This is a genomic window from Pseudomonas sp. WHRI 8519, assembly GCF_040224055.2.
Classification (GTDB): Bacteria; Pseudomonadota; Gammaproteobacteria; order Pseudomonadales; family Pseudomonadaceae; genus Aquipseudomonas; species Aquipseudomonas putida_X.
In genome coordinates, this window is the sequence record NZ_CP167996.1 from 2,390,382 (window position 1) to 2,417,200 (window position 26,819).

Annotated in this window: 25 protein-coding genes; 13 read left to right on the top strand and 12 right to left on the bottom strand. The window is 64.6% G+C overall.

Features of this window, described 5'->3' with window-relative positions; genetic code table 11:
- Window positions 1-17: 17 nt before the first annotated feature.
- From ABRP30_RS10975 to glcD, 4 genes are read right to left on the bottom strand one after another with little or no spacing between them, the layout of a single operon-like run.
- Complete coding sequence (locus tag ABRP30_RS10975) at window positions 18-419, bottom strand: heme-binding protein (protein ID WP_349974272.1); 402 nt, start codon at window positions 417-419, stop codon at window positions 18-20.
- Complete coding sequence (glcF, locus tag ABRP30_RS10980; RefSeq protein ID WP_349974271.1) at window positions 412-1,647, bottom strand: glycolate oxidase subunit GlcF; 1,236 nt, start codon at window positions 1,645-1,647, stop codon at window positions 412-414. The genes ABRP30_RS10975 and glcF overlap by 8 nt, the downstream gene beginning before the upstream one ends.
- 9 nt (window positions 1,648-1,656) lie before the next feature.
- Window positions 1,657-2,709: a glycolate oxidase subunit GlcE gene (glcE, locus tag ABRP30_RS10985; protein ID WP_241805874.1), complete on the bottom strand. Its 1,053-nt coding sequence runs from the start codon at window positions 2,707-2,709 to the stop codon at window positions 1,657-1,659.
- Window positions 2,709-4,208 carry a glycolate oxidase subunit GlcD gene (glcD, locus tag ABRP30_RS10990; protein WP_267823196.1) on the bottom strand — a complete coding sequence of 500 codons (1,500 nt, stop codon included), beginning with the start codon at window positions 4,206-4,208 and terminating at the stop codon, window positions 2,709-2,711. The genes glcE and glcD overlap by 1 nt, the downstream gene beginning before the upstream one ends.
- Window positions 4,209-4,403: 195 nt before the next feature.
- Here glcD and glcC point away from each other — a divergent pair, with 195 nt between their 5' ends.
- Window positions 4,404-5,171, top strand: coding sequence for a transcriptional regulator GlcC (gene glcC, locus ABRP30_RS10995; RefSeq protein WP_267823198.1), 768 nt, complete (start codon window positions 4,404-4,406; stop codon window positions 5,169-5,171).
- A gap of 206 nt (window positions 5,172-5,377) precedes the next feature.
- Here glcC and ABRP30_RS11000 read toward each other — a convergent pair whose 3' ends face one another.
- Both ABRP30_RS11000 and ABRP30_RS11005 read right to left on the bottom strand, forming a co-directional pair.
- Window positions 5,378-5,695: a DUF2388 domain-containing protein gene (locus ABRP30_RS11000; protein WP_241805871.1), complete on the bottom strand. Its 318-nt coding sequence runs from the start codon at window positions 5,693-5,695 to the stop codon at window positions 5,378-5,380.
- A gap of 131 nt (window positions 5,696-5,826) precedes the next feature.
- Window positions 5,827-6,342, bottom strand: coding sequence for a GNAT family N-acetyltransferase (locus tag ABRP30_RS11005; protein ID WP_267823201.1), 516 nt, complete (start codon window positions 6,340-6,342; stop codon window positions 5,827-5,829).
- 146 nt (window positions 6,343-6,488) lie between these two features.
- Here ABRP30_RS11005 and ABRP30_RS11010 point away from each other — a divergent pair, with 146 nt between their 5' ends.
- The 5 genes from ABRP30_RS11010 to ABRP30_RS11030 all read left to right on the top strand — a co-directional run bounded on the left by ABRP30_RS11010 (window position 6,489) and on the right by ABRP30_RS11030 (window position 11,919).
- Window positions 6,489-7,118, top strand: a complete 630-nt coding sequence (locus ABRP30_RS11010) for a glutathione S-transferase family protein (protein WP_241805869.1) — start codon at window positions 6,489-6,491, stop codon at window positions 7,116-7,118.
- A gap of 242 nt (window positions 7,119-7,360) precedes the next feature.
- Window positions 7,361-8,626 (top strand): cytosine permease, encoded by a 1,266-nt coding sequence (gene codB / locus ABRP30_RS11015; RefSeq protein ID WP_267823203.1) that lies wholly within the window; start codon window positions 7,361-7,363, stop codon window positions 8,624-8,626.
- Window positions 8,623-9,840, top strand: coding sequence for a PucR family transcriptional regulator (locus ABRP30_RS11020; protein ID WP_267823206.1), 1,218 nt, complete (start codon window positions 8,623-8,625; stop codon window positions 9,838-9,840). The genes codB and ABRP30_RS11020 overlap by 4 nt, the downstream gene beginning before the upstream one ends.
- Before the next feature lie 4 nt (window positions 9,841-9,844).
- Entirely contained in the window at window positions 9,845-11,086 is a 1,242-nt protein-coding gene (codA, locus tag ABRP30_RS11025; protein WP_267823208.1) for a cytosine deaminase, read from the top strand.
- Between the two features lie 98 nt (window positions 11,087-11,184).
- Window positions 11,185-11,919 (top strand): hypothetical protein, encoded by a 735-nt coding sequence (locus tag ABRP30_RS11030; protein ID WP_267823210.1) that lies wholly within the window; start codon window positions 11,185-11,187, stop codon window positions 11,917-11,919.
- A gap of 16 nt (window positions 11,920-11,935) precedes the next feature.
- Here the strand turns inward: ABRP30_RS11030 and ABRP30_RS11035 are convergent, their stop codons facing one another.
- The gene (locus ABRP30_RS11035; RefSeq protein WP_267823212.1) at window positions 11,936-12,478 is read right to left on the bottom strand and encodes a WYL domain-containing protein; all 543 of its coding nucleotides are present in this window, start codon (window positions 12,476-12,478) and stop codon (window positions 11,936-11,938) included.
- A gap of 262 nt (window positions 12,479-12,740) precedes the next feature.
- Window positions 12,741-14,165 (bottom strand): PLP-dependent aminotransferase family protein, encoded by a 1,425-nt coding sequence (locus tag ABRP30_RS11040; RefSeq protein ID WP_267823214.1) that lies wholly within the window; start codon window positions 14,163-14,165, stop codon window positions 12,741-12,743.
- A 325-nt stretch (window positions 14,166-14,490) separates the two neighbouring features.
- On the opposite strand from ABRP30_RS11040, the gene ABRP30_RS11045 reads away from it, so the two are divergent.
- Entirely contained in the window at window positions 14,491-15,900 is a 1,410-nt protein-coding gene (locus ABRP30_RS11045; RefSeq protein WP_241805863.1) for an amino acid permease, read from the top strand.
- 3 nt (window positions 15,901-15,903) lie between these two features.
- On the opposite strand, the gene ABRP30_RS11050 is transcribed toward ABRP30_RS11045, so the two are convergent.
- The gene (locus ABRP30_RS11050; protein WP_267823218.1) at window positions 15,904-16,083 is read right to left on the bottom strand and encodes a hypothetical protein; all 180 of its coding nucleotides are present in this window, start codon (window positions 16,081-16,083) and stop codon (window positions 15,904-15,906) included.
- A gap of 103 nt (window positions 16,084-16,186) precedes the next feature.
- On the opposite strand from ABRP30_RS11050, the gene tam reads away from it, so the two are divergent.
- Window positions 16,187-16,963, top strand: coding sequence for a trans-aconitate 2-methyltransferase (gene tam, locus ABRP30_RS11055; protein WP_267823221.1), 777 nt, complete (start codon window positions 16,187-16,189; stop codon window positions 16,961-16,963).
- Here tam and ABRP30_RS11060 read toward each other — a convergent pair.
- Both ABRP30_RS11060 and ABRP30_RS11065 read right to left on the bottom strand, forming a co-directional pair.
- Window positions 16,947-17,327, bottom strand: coding sequence for a DUF2784 domain-containing protein (locus ABRP30_RS11060; protein ID WP_267823223.1), 381 nt, complete (start codon window positions 17,325-17,327; stop codon window positions 16,947-16,949). The genes tam and ABRP30_RS11060 overlap by 17 nt on opposite strands.
- A 282-nt stretch (window positions 17,328-17,609) precedes the next feature.
- Window positions 17,610-18,479, bottom strand: coding sequence for a LysR substrate-binding domain-containing protein (locus ABRP30_RS11065; protein WP_241805859.1), 870 nt, complete (start codon window positions 18,477-18,479; stop codon window positions 17,610-17,612).
- 241 nt (window positions 18,480-18,720) lie between these two features.
- Between ABRP30_RS11065 and ABRP30_RS11070 the strand changes: the two genes are divergently transcribed.
- The 5 genes from ABRP30_RS11070 to ABRP30_RS11090 all read left to right on the top strand — a co-directional run bounded on the left by ABRP30_RS11070 (window position 18,721) and on the right by ABRP30_RS11090 (window position 24,908).
- Window positions 18,721-20,037 (top strand): MFS transporter, encoded by a 1,317-nt coding sequence (locus ABRP30_RS11070; protein WP_267823225.1) that lies wholly within the window; start codon window positions 18,721-18,723, stop codon window positions 20,035-20,037.
- A 14-nt stretch (window positions 20,038-20,051) separates the two neighbouring features.
- The gene (locus tag ABRP30_RS11075) at window positions 20,052-21,443 is read left to right on the top strand and encodes an FAD-dependent oxidoreductase (protein WP_267823227.1); all 1,392 of its coding nucleotides are present in this window, start codon (window positions 20,052-20,054) and stop codon (window positions 21,441-21,443) included.
- A gap of 95 nt (window positions 21,444-21,538) precedes the next feature.
- Complete coding sequence (locus ABRP30_RS11080) at window positions 21,539-22,249, top strand: YebC/PmpR family DNA-binding transcriptional regulator (RefSeq protein WP_267823229.1); 711 nt, start codon at window positions 21,539-21,541, stop codon at window positions 22,247-22,249.
- 189 nt (window positions 22,250-22,438) lie between these two features.
- A complete protein-coding gene (locus tag ABRP30_RS11085) occupies window positions 22,439-23,383 on the top strand; it encodes a LysR family transcriptional regulator (protein WP_241805856.1) in 945 nt (314 codons plus the stop codon).
- A gap of 112 nt (window positions 23,384-23,495) precedes the next feature.
- Window positions 23,496-24,908 carry a DOPA decarboxylase gene (locus ABRP30_RS11090; RefSeq protein WP_267823231.1) on the top strand — a complete coding sequence of 471 codons (1,413 nt, stop codon included), beginning with the start codon at window positions 23,496-23,498 and terminating at the stop codon, window positions 24,906-24,908.
- Between the two features lie 35 nt (window positions 24,909-24,943).
- On the opposite strand, the gene ABRP30_RS11095 is transcribed toward ABRP30_RS11090, so the two are convergent.
- Window positions 24,944-26,317: an MFS transporter gene (locus ABRP30_RS11095; RefSeq protein ID WP_267823234.1), complete on the bottom strand. Its 1,374-nt coding sequence runs from the start codon at window positions 26,315-26,317 to the stop codon at window positions 24,944-24,946.
- Window positions 26,318-26,819: the final 502 nt, after the last annotated feature.

The window sequence follows — 26,819 nt, forward strand, 5'->3', positions numbered from 1 at the left end:
AGTCGTCAAGGCGCGGGTTACGTGATGGCCGCTGCCCCGGCCTTGGCCACCTGGGCATCCTGCTCAGGCTTGACCCCGGACACACCGATGGCGCCAACCACCTGGCCATCCACCCGCAACGGCACGCCGCCCTCCAGGCAGGTCAGCAGCGGCGCTGTGACGAACGCGGTACGCCCACCGTTGACCATCTGTTCGTAATCACGCGTTTCCTTGCGCCCCAAGGCCGAGCTGCGGGCCTTTTCAACGGCGATGTAGGCGCTGGCCGCCGCGCAGCCATCCATGCGCTCCAGGCCAAGGGGATGGCCGCCGTCGTCGACCACCGCGATGGTGACATTCCACTGATGCGTCAGAGCCTCCTGGCGCGCGGCTGCGAGCAGGCGGGCAACTTCGGTCTGGCCTATCACGGGCTTGCTATGCATGGCTGTTCTCCGGGTTCAGGGCTGCTTCGACGATTTCGATCCAGTGCCGTACCGGTGTGCGCCCGGCACCATTGAGGTGGGTTTGGCACCCAATGTTGGCGGTGGCGATGACTTGCGGCTTGCCGCTTTCCAGCGCGTTGAGCCGGTTATCGCGCAGTTGCCGCGACAGCGCTGGCTGGGTCAGCGAGTAGGTACCGGCAGAGCCGCAGCACAAATGGCTGTCCGGCACTGGGGTGAGGGTGAAGCCCAGCCGCGCCAGCAGGAGCTCCACCTGGCCACCGAGCTTGAGGGCGTGCTGCAGGGTGCACGGGCAATGAAACGCCAGGCGTTGTTCGGCGCACACGCCCAATTGCTCGACCGGTTCATCGCGCAGCACTTCCACCAGGTCGCGTGACAGCGCGCTGACCCGTGCAGCCTTGGCCGCGTAAAGCGGATCCTTTTCCAGCAGGTGGCCGTAGTCACGCACGAAGGCGCCGCAGCCGCTGGCCGTCTGCACGATGGCTTCGGCGCCCGCTTCGATGGCGGGCCACCAGGCATCGATGTTGCGCCGGGCACGCTGCAGGCCCTGCTCCTGGGCGTTGAGGTGGTAATCCACCGCGCCACAGCAGCCGGCTTCGAACGCTGGCTCGACGCTGATGCCCAGGCGGTCCAGCAACCGCGCGGTGGCGGCGTTGGTGTTGGGCGACAGGGCCGGCTGCACGCAGCCTTCAAGCAGCAGCACGCGGCGCGCGTGGCGCACCGCCGGGCGCTTGCCAGGGGCGGCCACCTGGGCGGGCAACTTGCTCTTGAGGGTGGCCGGCAGGACGGGGCGCAGGGCCTGGCCTGCGCGGGTCAGCGCCTTGAACAGCGCCGGGCGCGGCACCACTGCACGCAAACCCTGGCGCATCAGGCGCTCGCCGAGCGGGCGGGGCACCTGCTGCTCGACCACGGCGCGGCCGATGTCCAGCAGGTCATGGTATTTGACCCCTGACGGGCAGGTGGTCTCACAGTTGCGACAGCTCAGGCAGCGGTCCAGATGCAGTTGGGTGCTGGCGGTGACCGGTGCACCTTCGAGCACTTGCTTGATCAGGTAGATGCGCCCACGCGGTCCGTCCAGTTCATCGCCGAGTAGCTGGTAGGTTGGGCAGGTGGCCGTGCAGAAGCCGCAGTGCACGCACGCGCGCAGGATGCTTTGGGCCTCTTCAGCGCGGGCCAGGCGCTTGGCGCTTTCGCTCAGGTTGGTTTGCATGCTGTGGCCTCACAGGTCCGGGTACAGGCGGCCAGGGTTGAACAGGCCCTGGGGGTCGAGTTGCCGCTTGAGGGCGTGGTGGTAGCGCATCAACGCGGCGGGCAGAGGTGCGCTGCTGTGCTCGCCTGGCGTAAAGCCTGTGGCGTGGCCGCCGGCCTTGGCCACCTGCTCGCGGATCACCGATGCCGGCGCGCTGGACTTCAGCCAGCGCTGCGCACCGCCCCAATCGATCAACTGGCGCCCCGGCAGGTCCAGTTCGGCGGTATCGATCGGTACCGACAGGCGCCACAGCGGTTCGTCGCCGTCGAAAAAGGCCAGGCGCTGCTCGCGCAGCTCGCTCCAGAACCGGCTGTCGAGCACGTCGCCGCCCAGGCGCTGACGGGCCGATTGCACCGAGCCCTCTCCGCCTTCCAGGCGCAGGTACAGCGCTTCGCCGTCGTGGCAGGCCGCGCTGATCGGCAATGGCTGCTGGCCCCATTCAACCAGCTCGGCCAGGGCCTGATGGCGGTCCATCGGCAGGCGCAGACTCAGGCATTGGCGCGGCCGTGGCAGCACCTTCAGCGATACCTCGGTCAGCAGGCCCAGGCAGCCGAAGCTGCCGGCCATCAGCCGCGACACGTCGTAGCCTGCGACATTTTTCATCACCTCACCGCCAAAGCGCAGCAGTTTGCCGTGGCCGGTAATGACCCGCGTGCCGAGCACATAGTCGCGTACCGAACCGGCCCAGGGCCGGCGCGGCCCGGACAGCCCCGCCGCGACCGCGCCACCCAAGGTCGCACCGGCGCCGAAGTGGGGCGGCTCGCACGGCAGCATCTGCCCGGCCTCGAACAGCGTCGCTTCGATTTCCTGCAGGGGCGTACCGGCGCGAGCAGTGAGCACCAGCTCGGTCGGGTCGTAACTGACGATGCCGCGGTGGCGGCGGGTATCGACGATCTCCCCGGCCACCGGGCGGCCCAGCATGGCTTTGCTGTTGCTGCCCTGAATGCGCAGCGGGGTGTTCAGGTTCAAGGCCTGGTTGACCTGTTCGAGCAGGTCCTGGCTCATGTCACGGTCCAGGCTCATCAGAAGCGCTCCAGGTCAGGAAAGGGCAGTTGGCCGTGATGCACATGCATGGCGCCGAACTCGGCGCAGCGGTGCAGGGTGGGGATGTTCTTGCCTGGGTTGAGCAGCCCTTGGGGATCGAACGCTGCCTTCACGGCATGGAACAGGGTGATTTCGTCGCTGTTGAACTGCGCGCACATCTGGTTGATTTTCTCGCGGCCCACGCCATGTTCGCCGGTGATGCTACCGCCCACTGCCACGCACAGTTCCAGGATGCGCCCGCCGATGGCTTCGGCGCGTTCCAGCTCCCCGGGCAGGTTGGCATCGAACAGGATCAGGGGGTGCATGTTGCCGTCGCCGGCGTGGAACACGTTCGCCACCCGCAGGCCATACTGTTCGGACAGTTCGCTGATGCCCTTGAGCACGCGCGGCAGTTCGCGACGCGGGATGGTGCCGTCCATGCAGTAATAATCTGGCGAGAGGCGCCCCACGGCAGGGAATGCGTTCTTGCGCCCTGCCCAGAAGCGCACCCGCTCGGCCTCGTCACAGGCCAGGCGCACCTCGTCGGCACCGGCCTGCTGCAGTACCGCTGCCACGCGTTCGCAGTCGTCCTGCACGTCGGCCTCCACCCCATCGAGTTCGCATAGCAGGATCGCCGCGGCCTCAACCGGGTAGCCGGCGTGGATGAAGTCTTCGGCGGCGCGGATCGCCAGGTTGTCCATCATTTCCAGGCCACCGGGGATGATCCCGGCCGCGATGATTTCGGCCACGGCGCGGCCGGCGTCTTCCACACTGGCGAAACTGGCCAGCAGGACCCGGGCGACCTGAGGCTTGGGCAGCAGCTTGACGGTCACTTCAGTGACGATGCCGAGCATGCCTTCGGAACCGGTGAACAGCGCCAGCATATCGAAACCTGGGCTGTCGAGGGCATCACTGCCCAGGGTCAGGCGTTCGCCTTCGACAGTGAGGATCTCCACTTTGAGCAGGTTGTGCACGGTCAAACCGTACTTCAGGCAGTGCACGCCACCGGCGTTTTCCGCGACGTTGCCGCCGATGGAGCAGGCGATTTGCGAAGAAGGGTCTGGCGCGTAGTACAGGCCGTGTGGCGCCGCGGCCTGAGAAATGGCCAGGTTGCGCACCCCGGGCTGAACCCTGGCGAACCGGCCTAACGGGTTGACTTCAAGAATGCGGTTGAAGCGTGCCATGACCAGCAGGATGCCTTTGGCCAATGGCAATGCGCCGCCTGACAGCCCCGTGCCGGCCCCGCGAGCCACGACGGGGACGCCGCGCAGGTGGCAGAGCCTGAGCAACGTCTGCACCTGCTCCAGACGCTCGGGCAGCACCACCAGCAGGGGCACGGTGCGGTATGCAGAGAGGCCGTCGCACTCGTAAGGTGCCAGGTCTTCGCGGCGATGCAGGATCTCAAGGTCGGGCAGCGCTTCGCGCAAGGCCTGCAGCAGTGCAGGCTGGTCAACGGCAGGCAGCGCCCCATCGACCCGTTCGTCGTAGAGAATGTTCATCAGGCTCACTCAACGGCAATTTTTGTTGTTGTGGGTAAACCGCTTACTCCCGCAGCCTGCGCGCCCGGTCGCACCAGGTCGAGTGCGAAGCACACTGGTCCTACCAGTTTTTGTGCCTGCTGCTGTTTATTTACCCGTTCAGGCGTATAGATTGGCGCAAGCTATGGAAGTGGTCCTACCAGTGGAGGGGTGCGCATGGTTGCTGAAGGCAAAGCCAAGGTCGCCGACCAGGTTGCCGAGCGGGTCGAACGGTTGATCGTCGAGGGTGTGCTCAAGGTGGGCCAGGCCCTGCCTTCGGAGCGGCGTCTGGTGGAAAAGCTTGGCTGTTCGCGCTCTGCGCTGCGTGAGGGCCTGCGCATCCTGCGTGGGCGCGGCATCATCGACACCGAACAGGGGCGCGGCTCGTTCGTCGCCGACCTGACCGGGCAGCAGGTGGGTATCACGCCGCTGATGCACCTGTTCAGCTCGCAGCCGCGCACCTTGTTCGACCTGCTGGAAGTGCGCGCGCTGCTCGAGGCCGAGTCGGCGCGCCTGGCGGCGTTGCGGGCCACCGAGGTGGACCGCCTGCTGATCCGCCGCCGCTATGAGGACATGCTCGCCGCCCACGCCGCGCCCGAAGGGCTGGATGCGCGTGAGCACGCCCTCCGCGACCACGCCTTCCACCGGGCGATCAGCGAGGCCTCGCACAACCCGGTGCTGGTGTACACCCTGCAGTCGCTCAGTGATCTGACCTTGAGCACGGTGTTCGCATCGGTCAACAACCTGTATTGCCGCCCCGCGCAGAAACGCCAGATCGACCGCCAGCATGCGCGGCTGTATCACGCCGTGATGGAGCAGTTGCCGGAGCAGGCGCAGCGGGCGGCGCGTGAGCACATCAACGGAATTCGTGACAGTTTGCGCGAGATCGAGCAGGAGGAGCAGCGGCTGGTGCGGGCGACGATGCGCATGGACGGGTGGGGGTGAAGTAGCCCTGAGGTGTCTACCGGAACACGGCGCTTGTAGTTTAGGGAAGGGGTTGGGCAGCGGTTGCCTGGACCCAGGCGATCGAGAACGTCAGGCAATGGCGTAGAGAGGGCGGGGCATAGGCATCTGTTCAACCTGGGCAGGGTGAACCGCTGAACCTAGCCCCCCCACGCGTGTATCTGGGCGGCCCTGAGGCCATACAGGCCTCAGTGGTGAGCCATTGGGTCATCTTGGGACAAGATGGCTCGAGCCAGCTCCTCATCGCTGGCCTGCAAGCCAGGATTGTCCTTACGTGCCTGTTCCAACGCCGACTCTACATAGGCGCCGCGAATGGCACCGCCGCTGGCGACGAATGCAGACAGCTCGTCACGGGCGGGGATGATCCGTTTGTCATCCTTGAAGGTCGAATACAGCGAGGCGGATACACCGGCCGAGGTAGCGACGTCGCCCGCATCGACGCGGGCCATGGCAGCACCGGCTGGAAGCAGGAGCAGCAGCGCAGGGGCGAGCAATAGGTGGCGCATAGCGTGTTCTCCAATAGCGTGAAGCCCAAGGGAAATACCACTCAGTGAGTAAGATGGCAGAACTGAGGCGGTAGTTCCCTTGATGCATCGATACCGTCGCGCACCGTTCGCAAAGCCAGCAGCACCGGGGCTCAGGGGCGTCGATAGAGCGGGCGCGGCGTGCTCGGGTCGAGTTCGGTGAGCTTGGCGCCGGCCCGGACGAAGCCGGAACGCTCCGCCAGCCGCTGGCTGGCCTGGTTGTCGATGTCGGTGGTCAGCCACACCGGGGTTGCGATGGCATCGAGCAAGCCAGTCAATGCTTCGCGCATCAGTCCCTTGCCAGTGAACGCCTGGCTGGCCCAGTAACCCACCTCGTACTCAGCGTTGCCCGGGCGCAGGCCGATGCAGCCAATGACTGCGTCACTGTCCAGGTGCAGCACGAAGTAACGCTTTTCGGCTGCGGGGTCGAGAAACTCACGGGCACTCAGCTGCAGGCTTTCGCGCACTTCCGGCAGCGTCCAGTCTGGCTTGGCCCAGGCCAGGAAGGGTTGGTGCAGGGTATAGCTATCGAGCAGGGCCTGGCGCAATTGCGCTGCAAGCGCAGGGTCGGGGCGGACCAGGCGGGTGCGCGGGGTGGTCAGGGTGCGAGGGAGTGTGGGGTAGGGCATAGGGGCCGTCCTGGCATGCGGGGGTAGCGCTCTACTTTGCGCGTATTGCATTGACCGTGTCGAGCCGGCGTGGTCTGCTCGGGCTGGCGGCCCCTTTACGGCCCTGACCAACAGCGCTATCGCCCCTGGGAAAATGAAGGATCACCATGCCCGACTACACGCTCCATTGCTTCGCCGAATCCGGCAATGCCTATAAAGCCGCACTCATGCTCGAGCTCACCGGCCAGGCTTGGCAGCCGGTGTTCGTCGATTTCTTCAACGGCCAGACCCGCGACCAACGCTGGCGGGATGAGGTCAACGAGCAGGGCGAAGTGCCGGTGCTGGAGCATGCGGGAAAGACGATCACCCAATCGGCGCTCATTCTCGAATACCTCGCCGAACGCACCGGCCAGTTCGGCCCGCGCGATGACGACGAAAAGCGCGAAATCTGGCGCTGGATGCTGTTCGACAACCACAAGTTCACTGCCTATTACGCGGCGCTGCGTTTCATCTTCTGCCTGAAGAACGCTGGCGAAACACCGGTGACTCAGTTTCTGCGAGAGCGCGCCACGGCGGCTTACCAAGTAGTCGATGCGCACCTGGCGAAAACGCCCTATATGGTCGGTGGGCGCCTGACCATCGCCGACCTGTCGCTGGCCGGCTATGTGTTCATGCCGGAAGATACCGGCATCCCGTTGGCTCAGTTCACCCATATCGAGGCGTGGAAAGCGCGTATCCAGGCGCTGCCGGGCTGGAAGCATCCCTATGAACTGATGCCACGCACCGCTTCGGCCTGACCGGCCGCGTCGTCCTTCAGGGGCGGCCGGGTGGAAACTACCCAGCCGCGTCCCGCTTTGGTGCGCGGCGGCCTCAAATTGAGTCATCTGGCACATAAAAAACCATTAGGAACGTGCACATCTGTGCACATTGCCCACTATTTACCATGCCGTGCGCCCGCTATTTCGAGGTACAGCCGCCCGCCAGAAAGCGGCCCGCATATTGCTCTGCCTGCTCCAACTTCAACCCGGAGCACCCGACAATGAGTTCCCCTTCAGAATTCCCGCTTTGCGAGGCGCCGCAGCATGCCCGCAAGGGCCTGTTGCCAATCGCCATGGTCCTGTTCAGTTTCACCTTCTTCACCGGCACGATGTTCGCCGGGGGCAAGCTGGGCATGGCCTTCGGCTTCGTCGACATGCTCTGGATCGCCACCCTCGGCAACACCCTGCTGGCCCTTTACGCCGCCGCGCTGGCGTTCATCGCTTCGCGCAGCGGGCTGAACACTGTACTGATGGGGCGCTTCTGCTTCGGCGAGGCCGGCAGCCGGCTGTCGGACTTCCTGCTGGGTTTCGCCGAACTGGGCTGGTATGCGTGGGGTACGGCCACTGTGGCGATCGTGCTGGTCAAGCTGCTTGGGCTGGCCGAGGGGTTCACCGTGCCGTTGATGGTGCTGTTCGGGTTGGGCTTCAGCATCACGGCAATGGTCGGCTTCAAGGGGCTGGACCTGTTGTCGCGGGTATCGGTGCCGCTGATGTTCGCCCTGCTGATCATCTCCATGGCAATCGCCACCCGCGACGTGGGTGGCCTGCAGCAACTGGCGGCATTGGTGCCGCATGAAACCATGACCTTCTCGGCGGCGGTGACCATGGTCTTCGGCACCTTTGCCAGCGGCGCCACCCAGGCCACCAACTGGACGCGCCTGTCGCGCAGTGGGCGGGTGGCGGTGACGGCCAGCGTGGTGGCATTTTTGCTCGGCAATGGGCTGATGGTCGTGGCCGGCGCTTGGTGCGCGATGGCCTATCAGCAGGCCGACATCGTCGAAGTGATGATGCTGCAAGGGCTGTCGTTCGCAGCGGTGGTAATGCTCTGCCTCAACCTGTGGACCATCCAGGGGCCGACCCTCTACAACGTTGCCGCCGCAGCTTGCCACCTGGTGCGCAGCGAACGCCGGCGCACGGCCACGCTGGTAGCGGCAGGGGTGGGCATCGTGCTGGCGATCGGTGGCATGTACGAATTGCTGATTCCCTTCCTGGTACTGCTGGGTTCGATCATCCCGCCGGTGGGGGGTGTGATCATGGCCGACTTCTGGTACCGCCACCGTGGCAAGTATCCGGCCCTGGCCACGGTCAGCCTGCCGCGCTACAACCTGCTGGGGCTGTGCGCCTATGGCGTCGGTGCGGTGGCGGCCTATGCCTCGCCCTGGGTGGCGCCACTGGTGGGCATCGGGACGTCGGCGCTGTGCTACATCGTGCTGCTTGAGCTGGGTGGCCGACGCCGGGCCCTGGGCCAGGCGCGGGTCGAGCCGTGAGCCTGGCCCTGGAAGAGATCCTGCACCTGCCCGGCCTGCACGAGATGAGCGTGCGGGCGGGCGCACGCAATTTGCAGCGGCGGGTGCGCTGGCCCTATGTGGCGGAGAACGAGGGCATCGCCGAATGGGTGATGGGCGGCGAACTGGTGTTCGTCACCGGCATCAACCACCCACGCGGCGAGGGCAACCTGTTGAGCCTGGTCGAAGACGGCGATGCGGTGGGTATCGCCGGCCTGGTGATCCTCACGGGAGGCACCTTCATCCAATGCATTCCGGCCGCGGTAATCGAGCGCGCCGAGCAGTTGGGGCTGCCACTGATCGAACAGCCCTACGCCCTGAAAATGGTGGTGGTCACCCACCTGATCGGTACCGCGCTGGTACAGATGGCCCAGGTGCGTCGCTCGCGCGACGACATCCTCGGGCAACTGCTGAGCGGTGACTATCCAAGCCTGGCGATCGCCCGGCAGCGGGCCGCGCACCTGCAGCTCGACCTGGACGGGCCACGGCGTCTGGTGGCGTTGCGCTTGTCCGCGGTCGATGGGCTGTTCGAACGGCATGGCCTGGCCAAAGGCGAACGCCTGTGGCAGGACACCCGCCAAACCCTGGAAGACCAGCTTGAAGCCTGGTGCCGGGCCCGGGCCGGCGCGGTCACCGCGCAACTGGCCGGTGACCTGTTCGTGTTGCTGCTGCCCGATACCCCGGACTTGCGTGCAGCCCTGGCTGCCCTGCACCGGCAACTGGCCGCGCAGGCAGGCGAGATGGGGCTGTTCATGGGGCTGTCGAGCCCTGCCGAGGACTGCGGCCAATACCGCCAGGCCCTCAACCAGGCGCGCCAGGCCCTGGAGGTGGCGCTAAACCTGCGCCCAGCCACCGGCCTGTGCGACTTCAGCGAGCTGGGGGTATTGCGCCTGTTGCAGGGCATTGGCGACCGTTCGCTGCTCGATGACTTCGTCGCCCAGACGCTCGGCCCGCTGCGCGCCCCCGGCCGTAAACAACCCAATGCACTGCTGCACACCCTCGATGCGCTGCTCAAGGAAAACGGCAATGGCCTCAAGGCTGGTCAGCGCCTGGGTTTGCACCGCAACACCATCAATCAAAGAATGCAACGCATCGAACAACTGAGCGGGCAGTCGCTGGACGACCCGCTTTTCCGTATGAACGCTGCGGTCGCTATGCTGATATGGCGCATGACCGAAGCCCAAGGCAAGGAGTAACTCCATGAACATCATCAACGCACGTCTGCGCGGCAAGGCCGGCCTGGTGCGCATCGAGCTGGACGGCGAGCGTATCGCCGCCATCGTGCCCCAGGCCAATGTCGTCATGGCCGCCGGCCCCGATGACCTGGACGCCCAGCAGAACCTGGTGGTGCCGCCTTTCGTCGAGCCGCACATTCACCTCGATGCCACCCTCACCGCTGGCGAGCCGAACTGGAACATGAGTGGCACGCTGTTCGAAGGTATCGAGCGCTGGGCCGAGCGCAAGGCAATCACCACCCACGACGACATCAAGGCCCGCGCCAAGAAGACCATCGGCATGCTGGTGGACCATGGCATACAGCATGTGCGGACCCATGTGGATGTGACCGACCCCAAGCTCACCGCGCTCAAGGCGATGGTCGAGGTGCGTGAAGAGGTGCGCGAGCTGATCGACCTGCAGATCGTCGCGTTTCCGCAGGAGGGCATCGAGTCGTACGCCAACGGGCGGGCGCTGATGACCGAGGCGGTGGCGATGGGCGCCGATGTAGTCGGTGGCATTCCACATTTCGAGAACACCCGCGATCAGGGCGTGTCGTCGATCAAGTTCCTCATGGACCTGGCCGAGCGCACGGGCTGCCTGGTGGACGTGCATTGCGACGAAACCGACGACCCGCAGTCGCGCTTCCTCGAAGTGCTGGCCGAAGAGGCGCGGGTACGCGGGATGGGGGCACGGGTCACCGCGAGCCACACCACGGCCATGGGCTCGTATGACAATGCCTACTGCTCCAAACTGTTCCGCCTGTTGAAAATGTCGGGCATCAACTTCGTTTCGTGCCCGACCGAAAGCATCCACCTGCAAGGGCGCTTCGACAGCTACCCGAAACGCCGCGGGCTGACGCGTGTCGCCGAAATCGACCGCGCAGGGATGAATGTGTGCTTCGGCCAGGATTCCATCGTCGACCCCTGGTACCCATTGGGCAATGGCAACATCCTGCGCATCCTCGAGGCCGGGCTGCACATCTGTCACATGCTGGGGTACGAGGACTTGCAACGTTGCCTGGACCTGATCACCGACAACAGCGCGCGCACCCTGAACCTTGGCGAGCGCTACGGCATCGAGGTGGGGCGCCCGGCGAATTTGTTGCTGCTGTCGGCGCCGGACGACTATGAGATGGTGCGCAGCCAGGGCCATGCGCTGGTGTCGATCCGGCAGGGCAAGGTGCTGATGCGCCGCACCCAGGCGCAGGTCGAACGCTTTGCCTGAAGGGTTAAGGGGCCACTGAGTGCTTGCCTGGCGGTGTTGAACTTGGCACCCTTTGTGGCCTCTGAACCGTCGACGCCGTGACAGAAGGAAATTTACCCTTGAGTTGGGACAAAATCGGGAAACTTCTCGTAGCCCTGTTGCTTGGCCTGATGGTCTGGCTGGTGGCCTATGTGGCGCTCAAGGGCGACGCCCGCCTTGAAGCTTCCCTGACCTACGCCTACCTCACTTACCCAAGCCAGTTCAGCGAGCGTATCAGCAAGACCAACGACCAGCTCAAGTACGAGCGGTTGCAGCCACGCATCACCAGCATCGGCCAGGGGGCGTTGAGCCAGGATCAGGTCGACAGGCTGATCGACCTTGCCCAGGCGCCCTACGCGCAACTGTTCGCCAAACCGTTCGAGGCCGGCTTGGTGGATCACCGTACCGGCTTGCTCATCGAGCTGCGCAACACAGGTGACACCGAGGTGCGCGAGGTGAAGGTGCGGCTGCCGGCCAAGGGCCTGGTGCAAGTGCGCGACGGCTCAGGGAACGACACCCTCTACGAGGCCCCCACGGCCATGATCGAGATCCCTGTAATCGAACGTGGCAGGGCGTGCAAGGTGTGGGTCTACTTCGATGCCGACTACTCGCAGATCCGCCAGGGTGGTATCAGCATCACCCATGCCGAGGGTGTGGCGGATGTGCAGGTGTACCGAGAGTTCATCGGTTTTCCGGCGCTGGTGGCGCGCTACAGCCGGGAGTTGATGGTGCTGCTTGGTGTGCTGGTGCTCAGCGTGTTGGGCCTGGGCTACGCCTGCCTGGCGCGGCCGCGCAAGCCCGTATTGCCTTCCTGAGGGTGCCAGCTGGCGCCTAGTGGCCGGTGTCGTGCAGGGCCAGGCTTTGGCGCAACTGCTCGATCACGGCTGTGCGCAATGCCTCTGGCGCTTGTACACGTATCGAACCCGCCTGGGACAGCAGCCAGCCCATCAACGCGCGGCTGTCGTCGACGGTGGCATCCAGTGTCGCGCCGCCGTCGCCGTGCGGGGCCAGGCGCATGTCATCTGACAAGGGCTCATCTTCCAGGCGCCGTGCGAGGGCATCATCCACCCAGGCGCGCAATTCGATCTGCCGGGCAGGGCAGAGCGCATCCGGCTGCAGCACTTGAGCCGCACCCGGGCTGCGGCCTGGCTGCCAGTACCAGCCGTAGGGCATGCCCTTGTTGTTGCAGCGCAAATGGAACAGCGAAGCAAGCTCGTTGAGGTCTCTTTCCACTGTCCGTTTGCTGGTCTTGAAGCCGACCTTGGCCAATGCGGCCTGCAACTGTGTGGAGCTCATGCCCGGATGGCGGTCTGGCAGCAATTTGAGCAGTTGCCACTGGCGGGCGATCGTATGGCGGGTTGAGTTGCTGGGCAAAGGGCTCGTCCTTGAAGTTCAGGCGTGGTGCGTGCCTGAATGATGGCAATTGGCTATTGCCGCGAGCATACCCGTTCATTGGATCGGATCCAAGTTCAGCAGGATCAGTGGCATGGCCAGTGCCGTGGTTAGCGGGGCCGGGGGTTACGGCATAGAGGTTGCGTGCTCATAGCACCCATCGGATAGAGCGCCGCGCGCGGCGCTTGAGGTGCAGAGGCTGAAAATGCCGCGGCCAGCAGGCCCGCAGCACCCTCCGTAAGCCCTAGATGCCCGCCCGGCGCACGTGCTTGACCAGCACCCTCTCCAACAACTCCCACATCGCAGGGTCGGTACTGAACGCCACATTGAACCGCATCCACCCGGTCGGCTTGGCATCGACCATGAACAACTGCCCGGGCCCGAGCATGATGCCTTTCTCCAGCGCATCATCGAGCAGTGCAGCGCTGTCGGGAAGCGCCGGGTGACGGGTCCATATGTACATGCCTTCATCCGACTCGATGAACAGCTCGAAACCCAGCCGGTGCAGGTGCCGGCCAACGTCCTGGTGGGCCTCGGCCAGGCGCTGGCGCAGCCGCTTGAGGTGCTTGCGCCAGCGGCCGTCGATGATCGCGGCGTACACCACGCGCTCCATCACCTGCGAGGTGGTCAGGCCCGAGCGCATCTTCAGGTGCAGCAGCTTCTGCGCCAGTTCCGGGTTGGCCAACAGGTAGCCGACCCGCACGTTGGGCGAAATGCTCTTGGAGTAGCTGCCCACGTACACCACCTGTTGCAGGTGGTCGAGGCTTGCCAGGCACGGCTGTGGCTCGGCGACCATGTCGGCGTACAGGTTGTTTTCCACCAGGCGAAAACCATGCTGGCTGGCCAGTTGCAGCAAGCGGTGCAACTGCGGCAGCGGGGTGCGCGAGCAGGTCGGGCTGTGCAGGTGTGGCTGGGTGAAGAAAGCCGTCGGGCGATGGTGCGCCAACAGCTGTTCGAGGTGGTTGAGGTCGTAGCCGTTGGGGGTGCGTGGCACTCCGATCAGGGTGGCGCCCTGGGTGCGCAGGATGCTCATCAGGTTGGGGTAGCCGGGATCGTCCACCAGCACCACGTCGCCCGGGCGCACCAGCGTGCGCACGGCAAGGTCCAGGGCCTGGCTGGCACCGTGGGTGAGCATCAGCTGCGCCGGGTTGGCGACGATCGACAGTTCCTGCTGCAGGTTCTGCGCGGTCAGCGCGCGCAGTTCCGGCAGGCCCATCGGGTCGCCATAGCCGGACAGCTCCAGCGGGCTGCCGGCAACCTGGCGCAGGCCGCGGCGCAGGCCTTCTTCGTACATCCAGTCGTTGGGCAGCCAGCCACAGCCCGGCTTGAATGGCAACTGGCGGGTCTCGAAGATCTGCTGCAGGTACCACTCGGAGTTGAACGAGGGCCGACTGGCATCGGCCTCGGCGCCGTGGTTCTCCAGCAGTTCCGCCGCCGCGCGGTTGACGAAGAACCCGGCATTGCCCTTGCTCACCAGCAGCCCCTGGGCAACCAGGCGGTCGTACGCCTCGACCACAGTGAAGGTGCTCACCGAGTAGGTCGCGGCAAACGCGCGGATCGACGGGACCTTGGCACCGGGCTTGAGGGTCTGGTTGTCGATCAGCTCACGCAGCCCGTCGATGATCTGGTTGACCAACGGCGTCGAGGAGTCTGGGTGTAATTCAAGCATTCGGGGGCCTTGAGGGTGCGTAACGGCAGGCGCCTGCAGGGTGTATTGCATCGGCGACCTGTACAGTGCAGTGCGACTTTCATGCCACTGTGCATGGCTCTATGTGTCGGACATTTTTACATTAGGTGTCAGATATCGCCACATAAAGCATGTTCAGTTCGCCCAAGGGGCAAACCCTGGGGCGCGTCAGCAGGCCGCCATGGAAGGCCTGCGTGTGTAACCGCACACCTCCTGCCCGCATTAGCACTGATGTACAGGTGAGGCCGATGACCATCGCGGCTTTACAGTTTTCCTTGGATAAAAAGAAGCACGGGGTACACAACTGATGGACGCAACATCCACAACCACCACCGCGAACAGCGGGCATGAGAGCAAACTCAGTGCCTCGCTCAAGTCGCGCCACCTGACGATGATGTCGATCGCCGGGGTTATCGGCGGCGCCTTGTTCGTCGGCTCCGGCAGCGTGATCCACAGCGCCGGCCCGGCGGCTGTCCTGGCCTACCTGGCAGGCGGCATCCTGGTGGTACTGATCATGCGCATGCTGGGTGAAATGGCGACTTCGTCGCCCGACACCGGTTCGTTTTCCACCTACGCCGACCGCGCCATCGGCCGTTGGGCCGGTTTCACCATCGGCTGGCTGTACTGGTGGTACTGGGTCATCCTCATGGCTTGGGAAGCTTATGTGGCGGGCAAGATCCTGCATGGTTTCTTCCCTGATGTGAGCGTCAACGTGTTCGTGCTGGCCACGACCCTGGTGCTGATCACCGTCAATTTCTTCAACGTCAAACACTACGGTGAGTTCGAGTTCTGGTTCGCGTTGATCAAGGTGATCGCGATCGTCTGCTTCCTGATCGTGTGTACCGCAGCGGTGATGAACATCTGGCAGTTCGGTGAAGTGCGCGGCATCACTCACCTGACCGCCGAAGGCTTCATGCCCAATGGCATCACCACGGTGATCGGGGCGTTGCTTGGCGTGATGTTCGCCTTCCTGGGTGCCGAAATCGTCACCATCGCCGCCTCCGAAGCCAAGGACCCGGCCACTCAAATCGTCAAGGCCACCAACTCTGTGGTGTGGCGGGTATGCCTGTTCTACGTCGGTTCGATCTTCCTGATCGTCTGCCTCGTGCCGTGGAACGATCCGCACCTGGGCGTTTCCGGTTATGGCGCGTATCGCCGCACCCTGGAACTGCTGGGTGTGCCGTATGCCGAGCTGTTGATGAACTTCGTGGTGCTGACCTCGGTGAGCAGCTGCCTGATCTCGGGCCACTACACCGCTTCACGCATGCTGTTCTCGCTGGCACAGCGTGGCGATGCGCCGTCGTTCTTCAAGTCGACCCGCCCCGGTACCGGCGTACCGGTGAATGCGATCATCGGTTCGTGCGCCGTGGCCGTGGTGTGCGCGCTGATCAACTTCAGCGAGACCCTGCGCCCGAAAGACGTGCTCGATACGCTGATGAACACCACCGGCATGATCGCTTTGCTGGTGTACCTGGTCATTGCCTTCTCGCAGCTGCGCATGCGCCGCAAGCTGATTGCCGAGGGCAAGGAAGTCCGTTTGAAGATGTGGCTGTTCCCGTGGCTGACCTACCTGGTGATCGCCTTCATCGTCGCCGCGCTGGTGACCATGGCTTTCATGCCTGACTACCAGATCCTGGTGATCTCCACCGGTATTGCCGCGGCCGTCGTTGTGGCCATGGGTGTGGTGCACCAGATGCGCAGCGCCCGTAAGCACTAAGCGCTAGTGCTTGCCCGAAGCGGCCGGCTCCCTCGTGGACCCGGCCGTTTCGCGTTGATGGGCGGGGGTTTTCTCATCCGGCATGTGAAAGCGCCCGTTCATCCAGGGTGAGCCGAGCAGGGCGGCGGCAGCCATCAGGGCCAGAAGGGCCAGGGCCAGGAAGGGTTTCATCGGCATACGCATAAGAGGACTGACTTCAAGGATCCGCGAACAGTTCCCTCGACAGGGCCCGTACAGGCGACAGATGGCTTATGCTGAGCACATTGCCCGCCAAAAGGAGCCCCTCATGGCTTGGTCCGCCACCCAGTATTCCCTGTTCGAAGACGAACGCACCCGTGCGGTGCGCGACCTGCTTGCCGCGGTGCCGCCACGCCCGGTGCGCCATGCCACCGACCTGGGGTGCGGCCCAGGCAATTCCACCGAAATACTGTTGCAGCGCCACCCCGACGCCCAGGTGACGGCCCTGGACAGCGACCCGGACATGATCGACAAGGCCCGTGCACGCCAGCGCTTGCGCATCCCCAGGGTGCGTTGCGAAATCGCCGATATCGCCCAGTGGGCCGCCCCCGAACCGCAGGATCTGATCCTGGCCAACGCTTCACTGCAATGGCTGCCTGACCACGGTTCGCTCTACCCGCACCTGGTGCGCCAGCTCAGTGAGGGTGCAAGCCTGGCTGTGCAAACCCCGGACAACCTTGACGAGCCGGCCCACCGCCAGTTGCGCGAGATTGCCGGTCGTGGCCCTTGGGCCGATAAATTCGCCGACCTGAGTTTGCCGCCCCGGCATAACGCGGCGTTCTACTACGACCTGCTCAGCCCGCTGTGTACGCGGGTGGACGTATGGCGCACGACCTACCATCACCCGTTGACCGGTGGCGCCGAGGCGGTGGTGGAGTGGTTCAAGGGGTCGGCCCTGCGGCCTTATCTGGCCAGGCTGGACGAGAAAGAGCAGGCGGACTTCCTGCAGATGTACCTGCAGGCCATGCAGCACGACTACCCGGCGGCCACCGACGGCAAGGTGCTGCTGCCGTTCCCGCGGCTGTTCGTCATCGCAACCCGGTAGGTGAGCGGCGCCAGCGCCAGATCACACAGCCATAGATCACGAGGTTGACCAGCAGCACGACGCCGCCCAGCAGCCATTGGATCTGCGGGGTCAACCCGGCAGGGTAGATCAGCGGCCAGATGTAGTGCTCGACGAAGCCGCCGTGGTAGCCGGCACCGCCTGCGGCGAAGCGCATGCGGTTTTCCCAGTCGGTCAGCGGGCATTCCAGGTGCAGGCCCTCAACCGCCAGGCCCCAGGCCAGGGCGGGCAGGTGGATGAACAGGGCGGGGCGCCACTTGAGCACCAGCAGGCCGCCTGACAGTACCAGCAGGATGAAGGCCAGGTGCAGCAGCACCAGGGTGTCGGCGGCTAGACGGTAGAGCATGGGGTATGCATTTTGACAGGGATGTATACCCAGCATAGTTATGAAGGCTTCACTGGCCTATTGAACACGGCACTCAAAAGTGGAGGTGCTGGGCGTTTTCAAGCCAGGATGGCTTTTGCGGGGCTTTCTCTTGAGTCTTGCATTGGATTTACCGGCCCAATCGCCGGCAAGCCGGCTCCCACAGGGACTGTGCAACCCCCCGACCTACCGGTACAGCGCAAGCTCAACCACTGTGCGATCCAAGTGGGAGCCGGCTTGCCGGCGATGACGCCCGCAAGGCCGCTACAAGCTTTCCTGTACCACCTGCAGGAACGTGGCCACCACCCGCCGGGTACGCTGCTCGCTCAAGCACACCAGTGTCTCGGTGAGGTGCCGCTGGCAATCGACGATGGGCAGTGCACACACCCGCGCATCGGCGCCGAACTCGGCGGCCGACACCACCCCCACGCCAATCCCGACCACCACCGCCTCGCGCGCCGCCTCGCGGCCTTCGACCTGAATGGCGGGGCGAATTCGCAAGCCAGCGCGCTGCATTTCTTCCTCAAGCGTCTGCCTGGTCACCGAGCCAGGCTCGCGTAGTACCAGCGGCGTGTCGTCCAGGTCTGCCAGGCTGATCGAGCCACGGCTGGCCCAGGGGTGGTTGTGCGAGACGAACGCCACCATCGGGTCGCGGCGCAGCGGCACGCAGTGCAGGCGCTCATCGTCGACATCGCGCCCCAACAGTGCCAGGTCGGCCTGGTAGCTGAACAGCCGGGCCAGGGATTCATCGGTGTTGCCGGTCTCGACCTTGACCTGAATGCCCGGGTAGCGCTGACAAAAGCGGGCGATCTGGGGCAGCACGTGCACCGGCGCATCCACCGCCAGCACTAGGCTGCCGGTGTGCAGGGCACGGGAGTCTTGCAGCAGTTCGTGGGCTTCGGCCTCACAGGCGAACAGGCGCTTGCTGATGCCCAGCAGGCGCTCGCCCAGGTCGGTCAACTGCACCGAACGTTTGTTGCGGTGGAACAGCAACACCCCGAAGCGCTCTTCGAGCTTGCGCACCTGGTCGGAGACGGCCGGCTGGGTCAGAAACAGCTTTTCTGCCGCCCGGGTGAAGCTGCCGTGCACGGCCACTGCATGGAAGGCCTTGAGTTGAGCGTGGGACACCGACATGTCGACTCCAGTAACAAGCTGAGCTTATGTGTGAAATACGATAAATCGATTTTATTTATCAGTCACCAGCTGTTTCCATATTCATCAACCCCGGCGCTGCCACGAGCAGCTGTGGGACATGGCGCGCACCCCCGCGCCTTCTGACCAGATGACGAGCCACGTCATGCAGTGCGCAACACAAAAACAAGACAGGCGTTTATTCACATTCTGCCGGCACACTTGAGCAAGAGGTCAGACGCACATGAATCACTCTCTAGCCGCGTTGAAACGTTGGCGCATCCAGATTTTCGCGATCACCTGGCTGGCCTACGCCGCCTTCTACTTCACCCGCAAGGCCTTCTCGGTGGCCAAGCTAGGCATTGGTGAAGACCCGACATTCATGCTCGACAAGGCATCGATGGCCAACCTCGACGCCATCTACCTGGCCGCCTATGCGGTCGGCCAGTTCACCTGGGGCATGCTGGCCGACCGTTTCGGCCCGCGCGTGGTGGTGCTAGGGGGCCTGTTGATTTCGGCGGCGGCAGCCGTGGTGATGGGCAGCTACGCTACCTTCCCGATCTTCGCCACCTGCATGCTGATCCAAGGCCTGGCGCAGTCCACGGGCTGGGCCGGGCTGTGCAAGAACATCGGCAGCTTCTTCCCCGCCGTGCAGCGCGGCCGGGTACTGGGGTTGTGGAGCTCCTGCTATGCCTTTGGCGGCCTGGTCGCCTCGCCGTTCGCCGGCTGGTGGGCCTACACCCTGATCGGCACCTGGCATGCGGCATTCTTCTCCAGTGCCGCGGTGGTTGCTGCGGTGGCGGTGCTGTTCTTCTTCCTGCAGCGCAACAAACCCGAAGATGTAGGCTTGCCGGCGGTCGAGCCTGAGCCGCAGAGCATGGTGCCGGCCGGTAGCCTGTGCAGTGTCTGGGCGCCGCTGCGCGAGATCCTGCACAACCGCACGGTGTTGACCCTGGGCCTGGCGTACTTTCTTCTGAAACCGGCGCGCTACGCGATCCTGCTCTGGGGGCCGGTGATCGTCTTCGAGCAGATGCCCTCGGTGGGCAAGGTAGGCGCTGCGATCATCCCCACGGCCTTTGAACTGGCTGGGCTGCTGGGCCCGATCATCATTGGCCTGGCTTCGGACAAGCTGTTCGGCGCACGGCGCATGCCGGCCTGTGTGATCAGCCTGGTGCTGCTGACCGTGGCCCTGGCGGCGTTCATGGCCGCCATGCACAGCGGGAGCATCGTCATGGTGGTGGGTTTGCTGTTTTTCATGGGCCTGACCCTGTATGGGCCGGACTCGATGATCAGCGGCGCGGCGGCCATCGACTTCGGCACGGCCAAGGCCGGTGCCACGGCAGCCGGTTTCGTCAACGGCTGCGGCTCGGTGGGCGCGGTGCTTGGCGGCCTGCTGCCCGGTTACTTCGACAGCGTCACGGTGTTCATCGTGTTCGCTGGCTGCGCACTGTTCTCGGCCCTGGTGCTGCTGCCGCACTGGAACAGCCGGCCGGCCAGTGCAGCCCAGGCCAATGATGTGGCTCCCAACACCAGCATGGCGATCAAGCCACTGCGTACCTAAAGGAAAGCGAGCGAATGAGACCCTTCTGGCTGCAACAGGCCCTGGATTGTGAGCAGGACGCGGTATGCCCGCCGCTGCAAGGCGATGCCCGCTGCGACGTGTGCATCGTAGGCGGCGGCTACACCGGCCTGTGGACCGCGCTGATGCTCAAGGAGGCAGTACCGTCGCTGGACGTGCTGCTGATCGAGGCAGACATCTGCGGTGCGGGCGCCAGTGGGCGCAATGGGGGGTGTGCGTTGTCGTGGTCGGCCAAGTACTTCACCCTCGAACGTCTGTTCGGGGTGGCCGAAGCGGTACGCCTGGTAAGCGAGTCGGAGCGCAGCATCGGTGCCATTGGCGCATTCTGCACGGCCAATGGCATCGATTGCGACTACCGCCTGGACGGCACCCTGTACACCGCCACCAACCAGGCCCAGGTGGGCGCAACCGATGCGGTGATCGCTGCGCTGGAGCACAAGGGGATCAATTCATTCGAGCGTTTGCCACTGGACGAGGTGCAGCGCTTGGCCGGTTCAGCGCGGCACCTGGAAGGCTGGTTTTCGCCAGCCGCCGCCACCGTGCAGCCAGGCCGGTTGGTGCGCGGCCTGCGGCGGGTGGCGTTGCAGCGCGGCGTGCGCATCCATGAAGGCACAGCCATGACCGGCCTGGAGCACGGCGCTCCGGTGCAGGTGCGCACGGCCCATGGCACGGTGCGTGCCGACCGTGTCGTGCTCGGCCTCAATGCCTGGATGGCGCGAGCCTTCCCGCAGTTCGAGCGCAGCGTGGCGATCGTTTCCAGTGACATGGTGATCACCGAGCCGTGCCCCGAGCTGCTGCGCGAGATCGGCCTGAACAACGGCATCAGCGTGCTGGACTCACGGATTTTCGTGCATTACTACCACAACACTTCTGATGGGCGGCTGATGCTCGGCAAGGGTGGCAACACCTTCGCCTATGGCGGGCGCATGCTGCCGGTGTTCGATCAACCCTCGCCGTACCGGCCGCTGCTGCGTGAAAGCCTGGCCGATTTCTTCCCTGCCTTGGCCGAGGTGCCGCTGGCGGCCAGCTGGAACGGCCCCTCGGACCGCTCGGTGACCGGGCTGCCGTTCTTTGGGCGGTTGGACGGGCAGGGCAACGTGTTCTATGGCTTCGGCTATTCTGGCAGCGGGGTAGGGCCGTGCCACATGGGCGGGCAGATCCTCTCGTCCCTGGCGCTGGGGCTGGACAACCCGTGGACCCGCTCGCCACTGGTCAAGGGCCCGTTGGGGCTGTTCCCGCCGGAGCCGATCCGCTACCTGGGGTCGCTGATGGTGCGCAATGCCATTCGCCGCAAGGAGCGCGCCGAAGACCGGGGGCTGCGGCCACGCCACCTGGACGTACGGCTGGCCCGCTTCGCCGCGGCGGCGGGCAAGGCCGACAAAGCATGAGATTTCTTGTCGAACACTGGCCCGAGGGCGTATAAACTGCTCCCACTTTTTGGCCGGTCGCTTCCTGAACCGGCCGCTGAAACAAGAGAGTCGACATGGGCGCACAGTGGAAAGCCAAGCATAGAGAAACAGCTGCCAATGCCAAGGGCAAGATCATGGGCAAGCTGTCCAAGGAAATCCAGATCGCGGCCAGGTCGGGCGCCGATCCCGACATGAACCCACGCCTGCGCCTGGCCATCGTGCAAGCCAAGAAGGCTTCCATGACCCGCGAGACCCTGGACCGGGCGATCCGCAAGGGCGCGGGCCTGGACGGTGATGCCGTGCAGTACCAGGCGGTGACGTACGAAGGTTTTGCGCCGCACCAGGTGCCGCTGATCGTCGAGTGCCTGACCGACAACGTCAACCGCACCGTCGCGCAGATTCGCGTGCTGTTCCGCAAGGGCCAACTCGGTGCCAGCGGTTCGGTGGCGTGGGACTTCAACCATGTGGGCCTGATCGAAGCCATGCCCGACGGCGATGCCGACCCGGAAATGGCCGCCATCGAGGCCGGTGCCCAGGACTTTGAAGAAGGTGAGGAAGATGGCTCGACCCTGTTCATCACCGACACCACCGACCTGGATGCAGTGCAAAAAGCCCTGCCTGAGCATGGCTTCACTGTCTCCTCGGCCAAGATCGGCTATACCCCGAAGAACCCAGTGAGCGCTGCCAGCCTCAGTGCCGAGGCGCTGGCTGAAGTCGAGGCGTTCCTCGAAGCGATCGACGAGAACGATGACGTACAGAACGTCTATGTTGGCCTGACCGAGTAAAAAGCGGGGCCGCCTTGCGGCCCAATCGCCGGCAAGCCGGCTCCCACAGGGACGGTGCAAGCCTCAGGTTCCCGCGGGCGCAGCGCACCCCCTGGGTTCTTGCGGGCACACTGCGGGCCATGGGCCTGCGTGGTCCCTGTGGCCGGCTTGCCGGCGATTGGGCCTGTGATACAGCACAGGGAAGCCTGTATGAACCCAACCTTCGCCTCCCTCAGCCTCGCCCACCTGCGTACCCTTGACTGCCTCCTGCAGCTGAAAAACCTCAGCCACGCCGCCGAGCGCCTGGGCGTCAGCCAGTCGGCGTTGAGCCGCCAGCTGGCCCACCTGCGTGAAGCCTTCGACGACCCATTGCTGGTGCGCCAGGGCCGCGGCTACGTGCTCAGCGAATACGCCCAAGCCCTGGTCGAACCGCTGCGCCAGGTGCTGGAAGAACTCCAGGCCCTGCGCCAGCCCGCCGCGTTCGACCCGGCCCGTTGCGAGCGGCGCTTCTGCCTGGCCGCGTCCGATTACGTTGCCGAGCACATGCTGCCGCTGCTGGTGGCGGCGCTGGAGCAGGAAGCCCCCGGCGTCAGTATCGACTACCGCACCTGGCAGGCCGGGCAATACGCGTTGCTGGCCAGCGGCGAGATCGACCTTGCCACCACCCTGTTCGACGAGTCGCCGGCCAACCTGCACGGCCGCCTGCTCGGCGAGGACCGTGCGGTGTGCCTGATGCGCCGCGACCATCCGCTGGCGGCCTGCGAAGTGCTGAGCCAGGACGACTACCTGGCCTTCAAGCACGTGCGCATCTGTGGCGGTGGCGACAAGGACAGCTTCATCGACCGCCACCTGCGCGCCCAGGGGCTGCAACGGCGCATCAGCCTGGAGGTGCCGTTCTTTTCGGCCACCGTGCAGGTGGTGGGTAACAGCCAGGCATTGGCGACGTTGCCCGAGCACATTGCCCGCCAGCTCTGCCGGCTGCATGGCCTGGCCTGGCGCCCGTTGGGGTTTGTGGAGCATACCCAGCGCTACTGGGTGGTGTGGCACCAGCGCCTGCAGGCGTCGGCCGAGCACCGCTGGTTGCGCAACCGGGTGTTCGAGCTGTGGCGCCAATCACAGTTCGGCGTGCAGGGTGGGCATGCGGGTTCGCCATAGCAGGTATGCGCGAAGCGGGGTTATAGGCGTGGCGGTACGCGCCTAGACTGGGGCCCTTGAGCTGTTGGTGACGCCCCATCGCCGACAGCGGACAACCCACAGGAGACCGCGCGTGACCCCAGAACAATTCCGTCAATACGGCCACCAATTGATCGACCTGATTGCCGATTACCGCCAGACGGTCGGTGAACGCCCGGTGATGGCCCAGGTCGAGCCCGGCTACCTGAAATCTGCCTTGCCTGCCGGCGCCCCGCTGCAGGGCGAACCGTTCCAGGCGATCCTCGATGACGTCAACACCCTGGTGATGCCTGGGCTTTCACATTGGCAACACCCCGATTTCTATGGCTACTTCCCGTCCAATGGCACCTTGTCCTCGGTGCTCGGCGACTTTCTCAGCACGGGCCTTGGGGTACTGGGCCTGTCATGGCAATCGAGCCCGGCGCTGAGCGAGCTGGAGGAAACCACCCTGGACTGGGTGCGCCAGTTGCTGGGCCTGTCGGGGCAGTGGAGCGGCGTGATTCAGGACACCGCGTCGACCAGCACGCTGGTCGCGCTGATCTGTGCCCGTGAACGTGCCACCGATTACGCCCTGGTGCGCGGCGGCCTGCAGGCCGAAGCCAAACCGCTGATCGTCTACGTCAGTGCCCACGCCCACAGTTCGGTGGACAAGGCCGCGTTGCTGGCCGGCTTCGGCCGCGCCAACATCCACCTGATCGCCACCGACGAGCAGTTCGCCATGCGCCCCGATGCCTTGTTGGCGGCCATCGAACAGGACCTGGCCGACGGCAACCAGCCTTGCGCAGTGGTCGCCACCACCGGCACAACGACCACTACGGCGCTGGACCCCTTGCGCCAGATTGGCGAGATCGCCGAGGCCCAAGGGGTGTGGCTGCACGTCGACTCTGCCATGGCCGGCTCGGCGATGATCCTGCCCGAATGCCGCTGGATGTGGGACGGTATCGAGCTGGCCGACTCCGTGGTGGTCAACGCGCACAAATGGTTAGGGGTGGCGTTCGACTGTTCGATCTACTACGTGCGTGACCCGCAGCACCTGATTCGGGTGATGAGCACCAACCCCAGCTACCTACAGTCAGCGGTCGATGGCGAGGTGAAGAACCTGCGCGACTGGGGCATCCCCCTGGGGCGCCGGTTCCGGGCACTGAAACTATGGTTCATGTTGCGTAGCGAAGGGGTCGAGGCGTTGCAGCAGCGCTTGCGTCGCGACATGGACAATGCCCGCTGGCTGGCTGCGCAGATCGAGGCTGCAGGGGAGTGGGCGTTGTTGGCGCCGGTACAGTTGCAGACCTTGTGCATTGTGCACCGGCCTGCGGGGCTGGAGGGGCAAGCGCTGGATGCGCATACCAAGGCCTGGGCTGAGCGGCTCAATGCCTGCGGTGATGCTTATGTTACGCCGGCGACCTTGAATGGGCGCTGGATGGTGCGGGTTTCGGTGGGGGCGCTGCCCACTGAGCGTGAGCATGTCGAGCAGTTGTGGCAGCGCTTGCAGGCGGTGGTTGAAGGCTGAAATGCGTGGGGCCGCAGAGCGGCCCCGTGCATCTGTCAGTGGCTTGCTGTCTGCAGGCCGTCCTTGCGGCTGGCCTCGTAAGCTTGCTTGTCCATCGGCTTGGCCTGCGGGTTGCCCAGGTCTTCCATCGCCAGGCGGTGGGTTTCCGGTGCGATATAGGCTGCCAGGGCGCATATGCAGGTGATGAAGAACGCCAGGGCGCCAACGACCAGCGGGATGTTGTCCGAACCTGGTGGCGCCACCAGTGCGAACAGTGCCGGCAGCATGGCGGTCAGCATGGTGCCGATGTTCTGGGCGATGGCCATGGCCGAGACGCGGTAGCGGGTGTTGAAAAGCTCAGGGAAGAAGCTTGGGAACACCGCGTTGTAGCCTTGGTAAACCATGCCCCACATGAGGATCGAGGTCGCGAAGGCCAGCGGTACGTTCTGGATGCTGATTGCATACAGGTACACGAAGGCCAGCAGGCCAGAGCCCAGGCAGCCGGCGATCATGGTCGGGCGACGGCCGATCTTGTCGGAAAGGTTGCCCACGAACGGGATCACCAGCACTGCAACGATGTTGCCCACTACCGGGATCCACAGGTACACGCTCTTGTCGAAGCCGATGCCGTAGGCCGGCTGTACGGCGTAAGCCGCGCCGAAGATGGTGGCAACCACCGGGATCACGTTCATCAACGCCATGAACATCACCAGCACCATGTGCTTCCAGCTGTGGCGGAAGGCCTCGCTGATTGGCGACTTGGCAACCTTGGCCTGTTTCTCTTCTTTCACGAAGGCCGGGGTTTCGTGCACTTCCTTACGGATGATGAAGCCTGCGATCAGCACGATGGCGCTCATCAGGAACGGGATCCGCCAGCCCCAGTCGTTGAACGCCTCGCTGGGCATGAAGTAGGCCAGTGGCAGGAACACGGCAGCCGCCATGACCTGGCCGGCCTGCACGCCCTGCAAGGTGAAGCTGGCATAGTAGCCGCGCCGCCCGAATGGCGCGTGTTCCATGATCATCGAACTGGCGCCGGAGATTTCACCGGCCACCGCAAAGCCTTGGACCAGGCGCAACAGCACCAGCAAGGCCGGGGCGAGCATGCCGATATCGTGGTAGGTAGGCAGCAGGCCCACGCCCATGGTGGAAATGCCCATCAGGAACATGCACAGCAGCAGTACGTTCTTGCGCCCGCGGGTATCACCCCAGTGGCCGAGCACGAAGGCGCCGACCGGACGGGCCAGATAACCCACGCCGTAAGTGGCCAGCGAGGCGATGATCGCCATCTTGGGGTCGGTGTTGGGGAAGAAGATCTGCGGGAAGATCAGTGCCGCAGCCTGGGCATAGATGAAAAAGTCGTAATACTCGAGTGCCGAGCCTATCCATCCGCTGGCGGTCGCTTTCTTGGCTTGAGAGCTGGAGTGAGCCATCGTTGTCTCCGTTGTTTTTGTTTGTCGCCGCACAGCGGGCGCCGTCAGGCGGCAGCCAGTGGGTGTGCGATCGCTATCGGGAGTAAGGGGTGCGCTTATAAAGCCGGCGATCGCTGGCGAAGTCTGCTAGGTGAAGACGAACCAGCAGGTGCGGGTTGCAAGGCGAGGGAGATGTGCATAGGTCGGTACCCGTTTTATTGAACTTATTATGTCGTGGCGCTGGGCTTGTGAGCGCAGGTTGCGCCGAACGGCCACTGGGCAGAAAGTGGTGGTCGGTGTGCCTGCGTCTGGTCTCATAGTTGCGCAGGGGTGGCAGTGAATCAATTCGCCAAAACGGGTTTTGTGCGATAATCGAACGCAAAACTAACCATTCCGTACAAAGTGATTGCTGCCATGACTTTACCTGCGAATAATTCATCATGCCAAGAAGTCTGATGATGAGCTGCCGGTCCCGGCCCTTCGCAGGTTCGCCCCAAGCGGCCGGTACCCACAGCACCACTCG

Coding starts and splice junctions, on each gene's coding strand:
- ABRP30_RS11065 (WP_241805859.1), bottom strand. CDS start 18,479: ATGTCGGTGTCCCACGCTCAACTCAAGGCCTTCCATGCAGTGGCCGTG.
- tam (WP_267823221.1), top strand. CDS start 16,187: ATGGCTTGGTCCGCCACCCAGTATTCCCTGTTCGAAGACGAACGCACC.
- ABRP30_RS11060 (WP_267823223.1), bottom strand. CDS start 17,327: ATGCTCTACCGTCTAGCCGCCGACACCCTGGTGCTGCTGCACCTGGCC.
- glcE (WP_241805874.1), bottom strand. CDS start 2,709: ATGAGCCTGGACCGTGACATGAGCCAGGACCTGCTCGAACAGGTCAAC.
- ABRP30_RS11040 (WP_267823214.1), bottom strand. CDS start 14,165: ATGCTTGAATTACACCCAGACTCCTCGACGCCGTTGGTCAACCAGATC.
- ABRP30_RS10975 (WP_349974272.1), bottom strand. CDS start 419: ATGCATAGCAAGCCCGTGATAGGCCAGACCGAAGTTGCCCGCCTGCTC.
- ABRP30_RS11080 (WP_267823229.1), top strand. CDS start 21,539: ATGGGCGCACAGTGGAAAGCCAAGCATAGAGAAACAGCTGCCAATGCC.
- ABRP30_RS11045 (WP_241805863.1), top strand. CDS start 14,491: ATGGACGCAACATCCACAACCACCACCGCGAACAGCGGGCATGAGAGC.
- ABRP30_RS11050 (WP_267823218.1), bottom strand. CDS start 16,083: ATGCGTATGCCGATGAAACCCTTCCTGGCCCTGGCCCTTCTGGCCCTG.
- codB (WP_267823203.1), top strand. CDS start 7,361: ATGAGTTCCCCTTCAGAATTCCCGCTTTGCGAGGCGCCGCAGCATGCC.
- ABRP30_RS11070 (WP_267823225.1), top strand. CDS start 18,721: ATGAATCACTCTCTAGCCGCGTTGAAACGTTGGCGCATCCAGATTTTC.
- ABRP30_RS11095 (WP_267823234.1), bottom strand. CDS start 26,317: ATGGCTCACTCCAGCTCTCAAGCCAAGAAAGCGACCGCCAGCGGATGG.
- ABRP30_RS11010 (WP_241805869.1), top strand. CDS start 6,489: ATGCCCGACTACACGCTCCATTGCTTCGCCGAATCCGGCAATGCCTAT.
- glcD (WP_267823196.1), bottom strand. CDS start 4,208: ATGAACATTCTCTACGACGAACGGGTCGATGGGGCGCTGCCTGCCGTT.
- glcF (WP_349974271.1), bottom strand. CDS start 1,647: ATGCAAACCAACCTGAGCGAAAGCGCCAAGCGCCTGGCCCGCGCTGAA.
- glcC (WP_267823198.1), top strand. CDS start 4,404: ATGGTTGCTGAAGGCAAAGCCAAGGTCGCCGACCAGGTTGCCGAGCGG.
- ABRP30_RS11005 (WP_267823201.1), bottom strand. CDS start 6,342: ATGCCCTACCCCACACTCCCTCGCACCCTGACCACCCCGCGCACCCGC.
- codA (WP_267823208.1), top strand. CDS start 9,845: ATGAACATCATCAACGCACGTCTGCGCGGCAAGGCCGGCCTGGTGCGC.
- ABRP30_RS11000 (WP_241805871.1), bottom strand. CDS start 5,695: ATGCGCCACCTATTGCTCGCCCCTGCGCTGCTGCTCCTGCTTCCAGCC.
- ABRP30_RS11085 (WP_241805856.1), top strand. CDS start 22,439: ATGAACCCAACCTTCGCCTCCCTCAGCCTCGCCCACCTGCGTACCCTT.
- ABRP30_RS11075 (WP_267823227.1), top strand. CDS start 20,052: ATGAGACCCTTCTGGCTGCAACAGGCCCTGGATTGTGAGCAGGACGCG.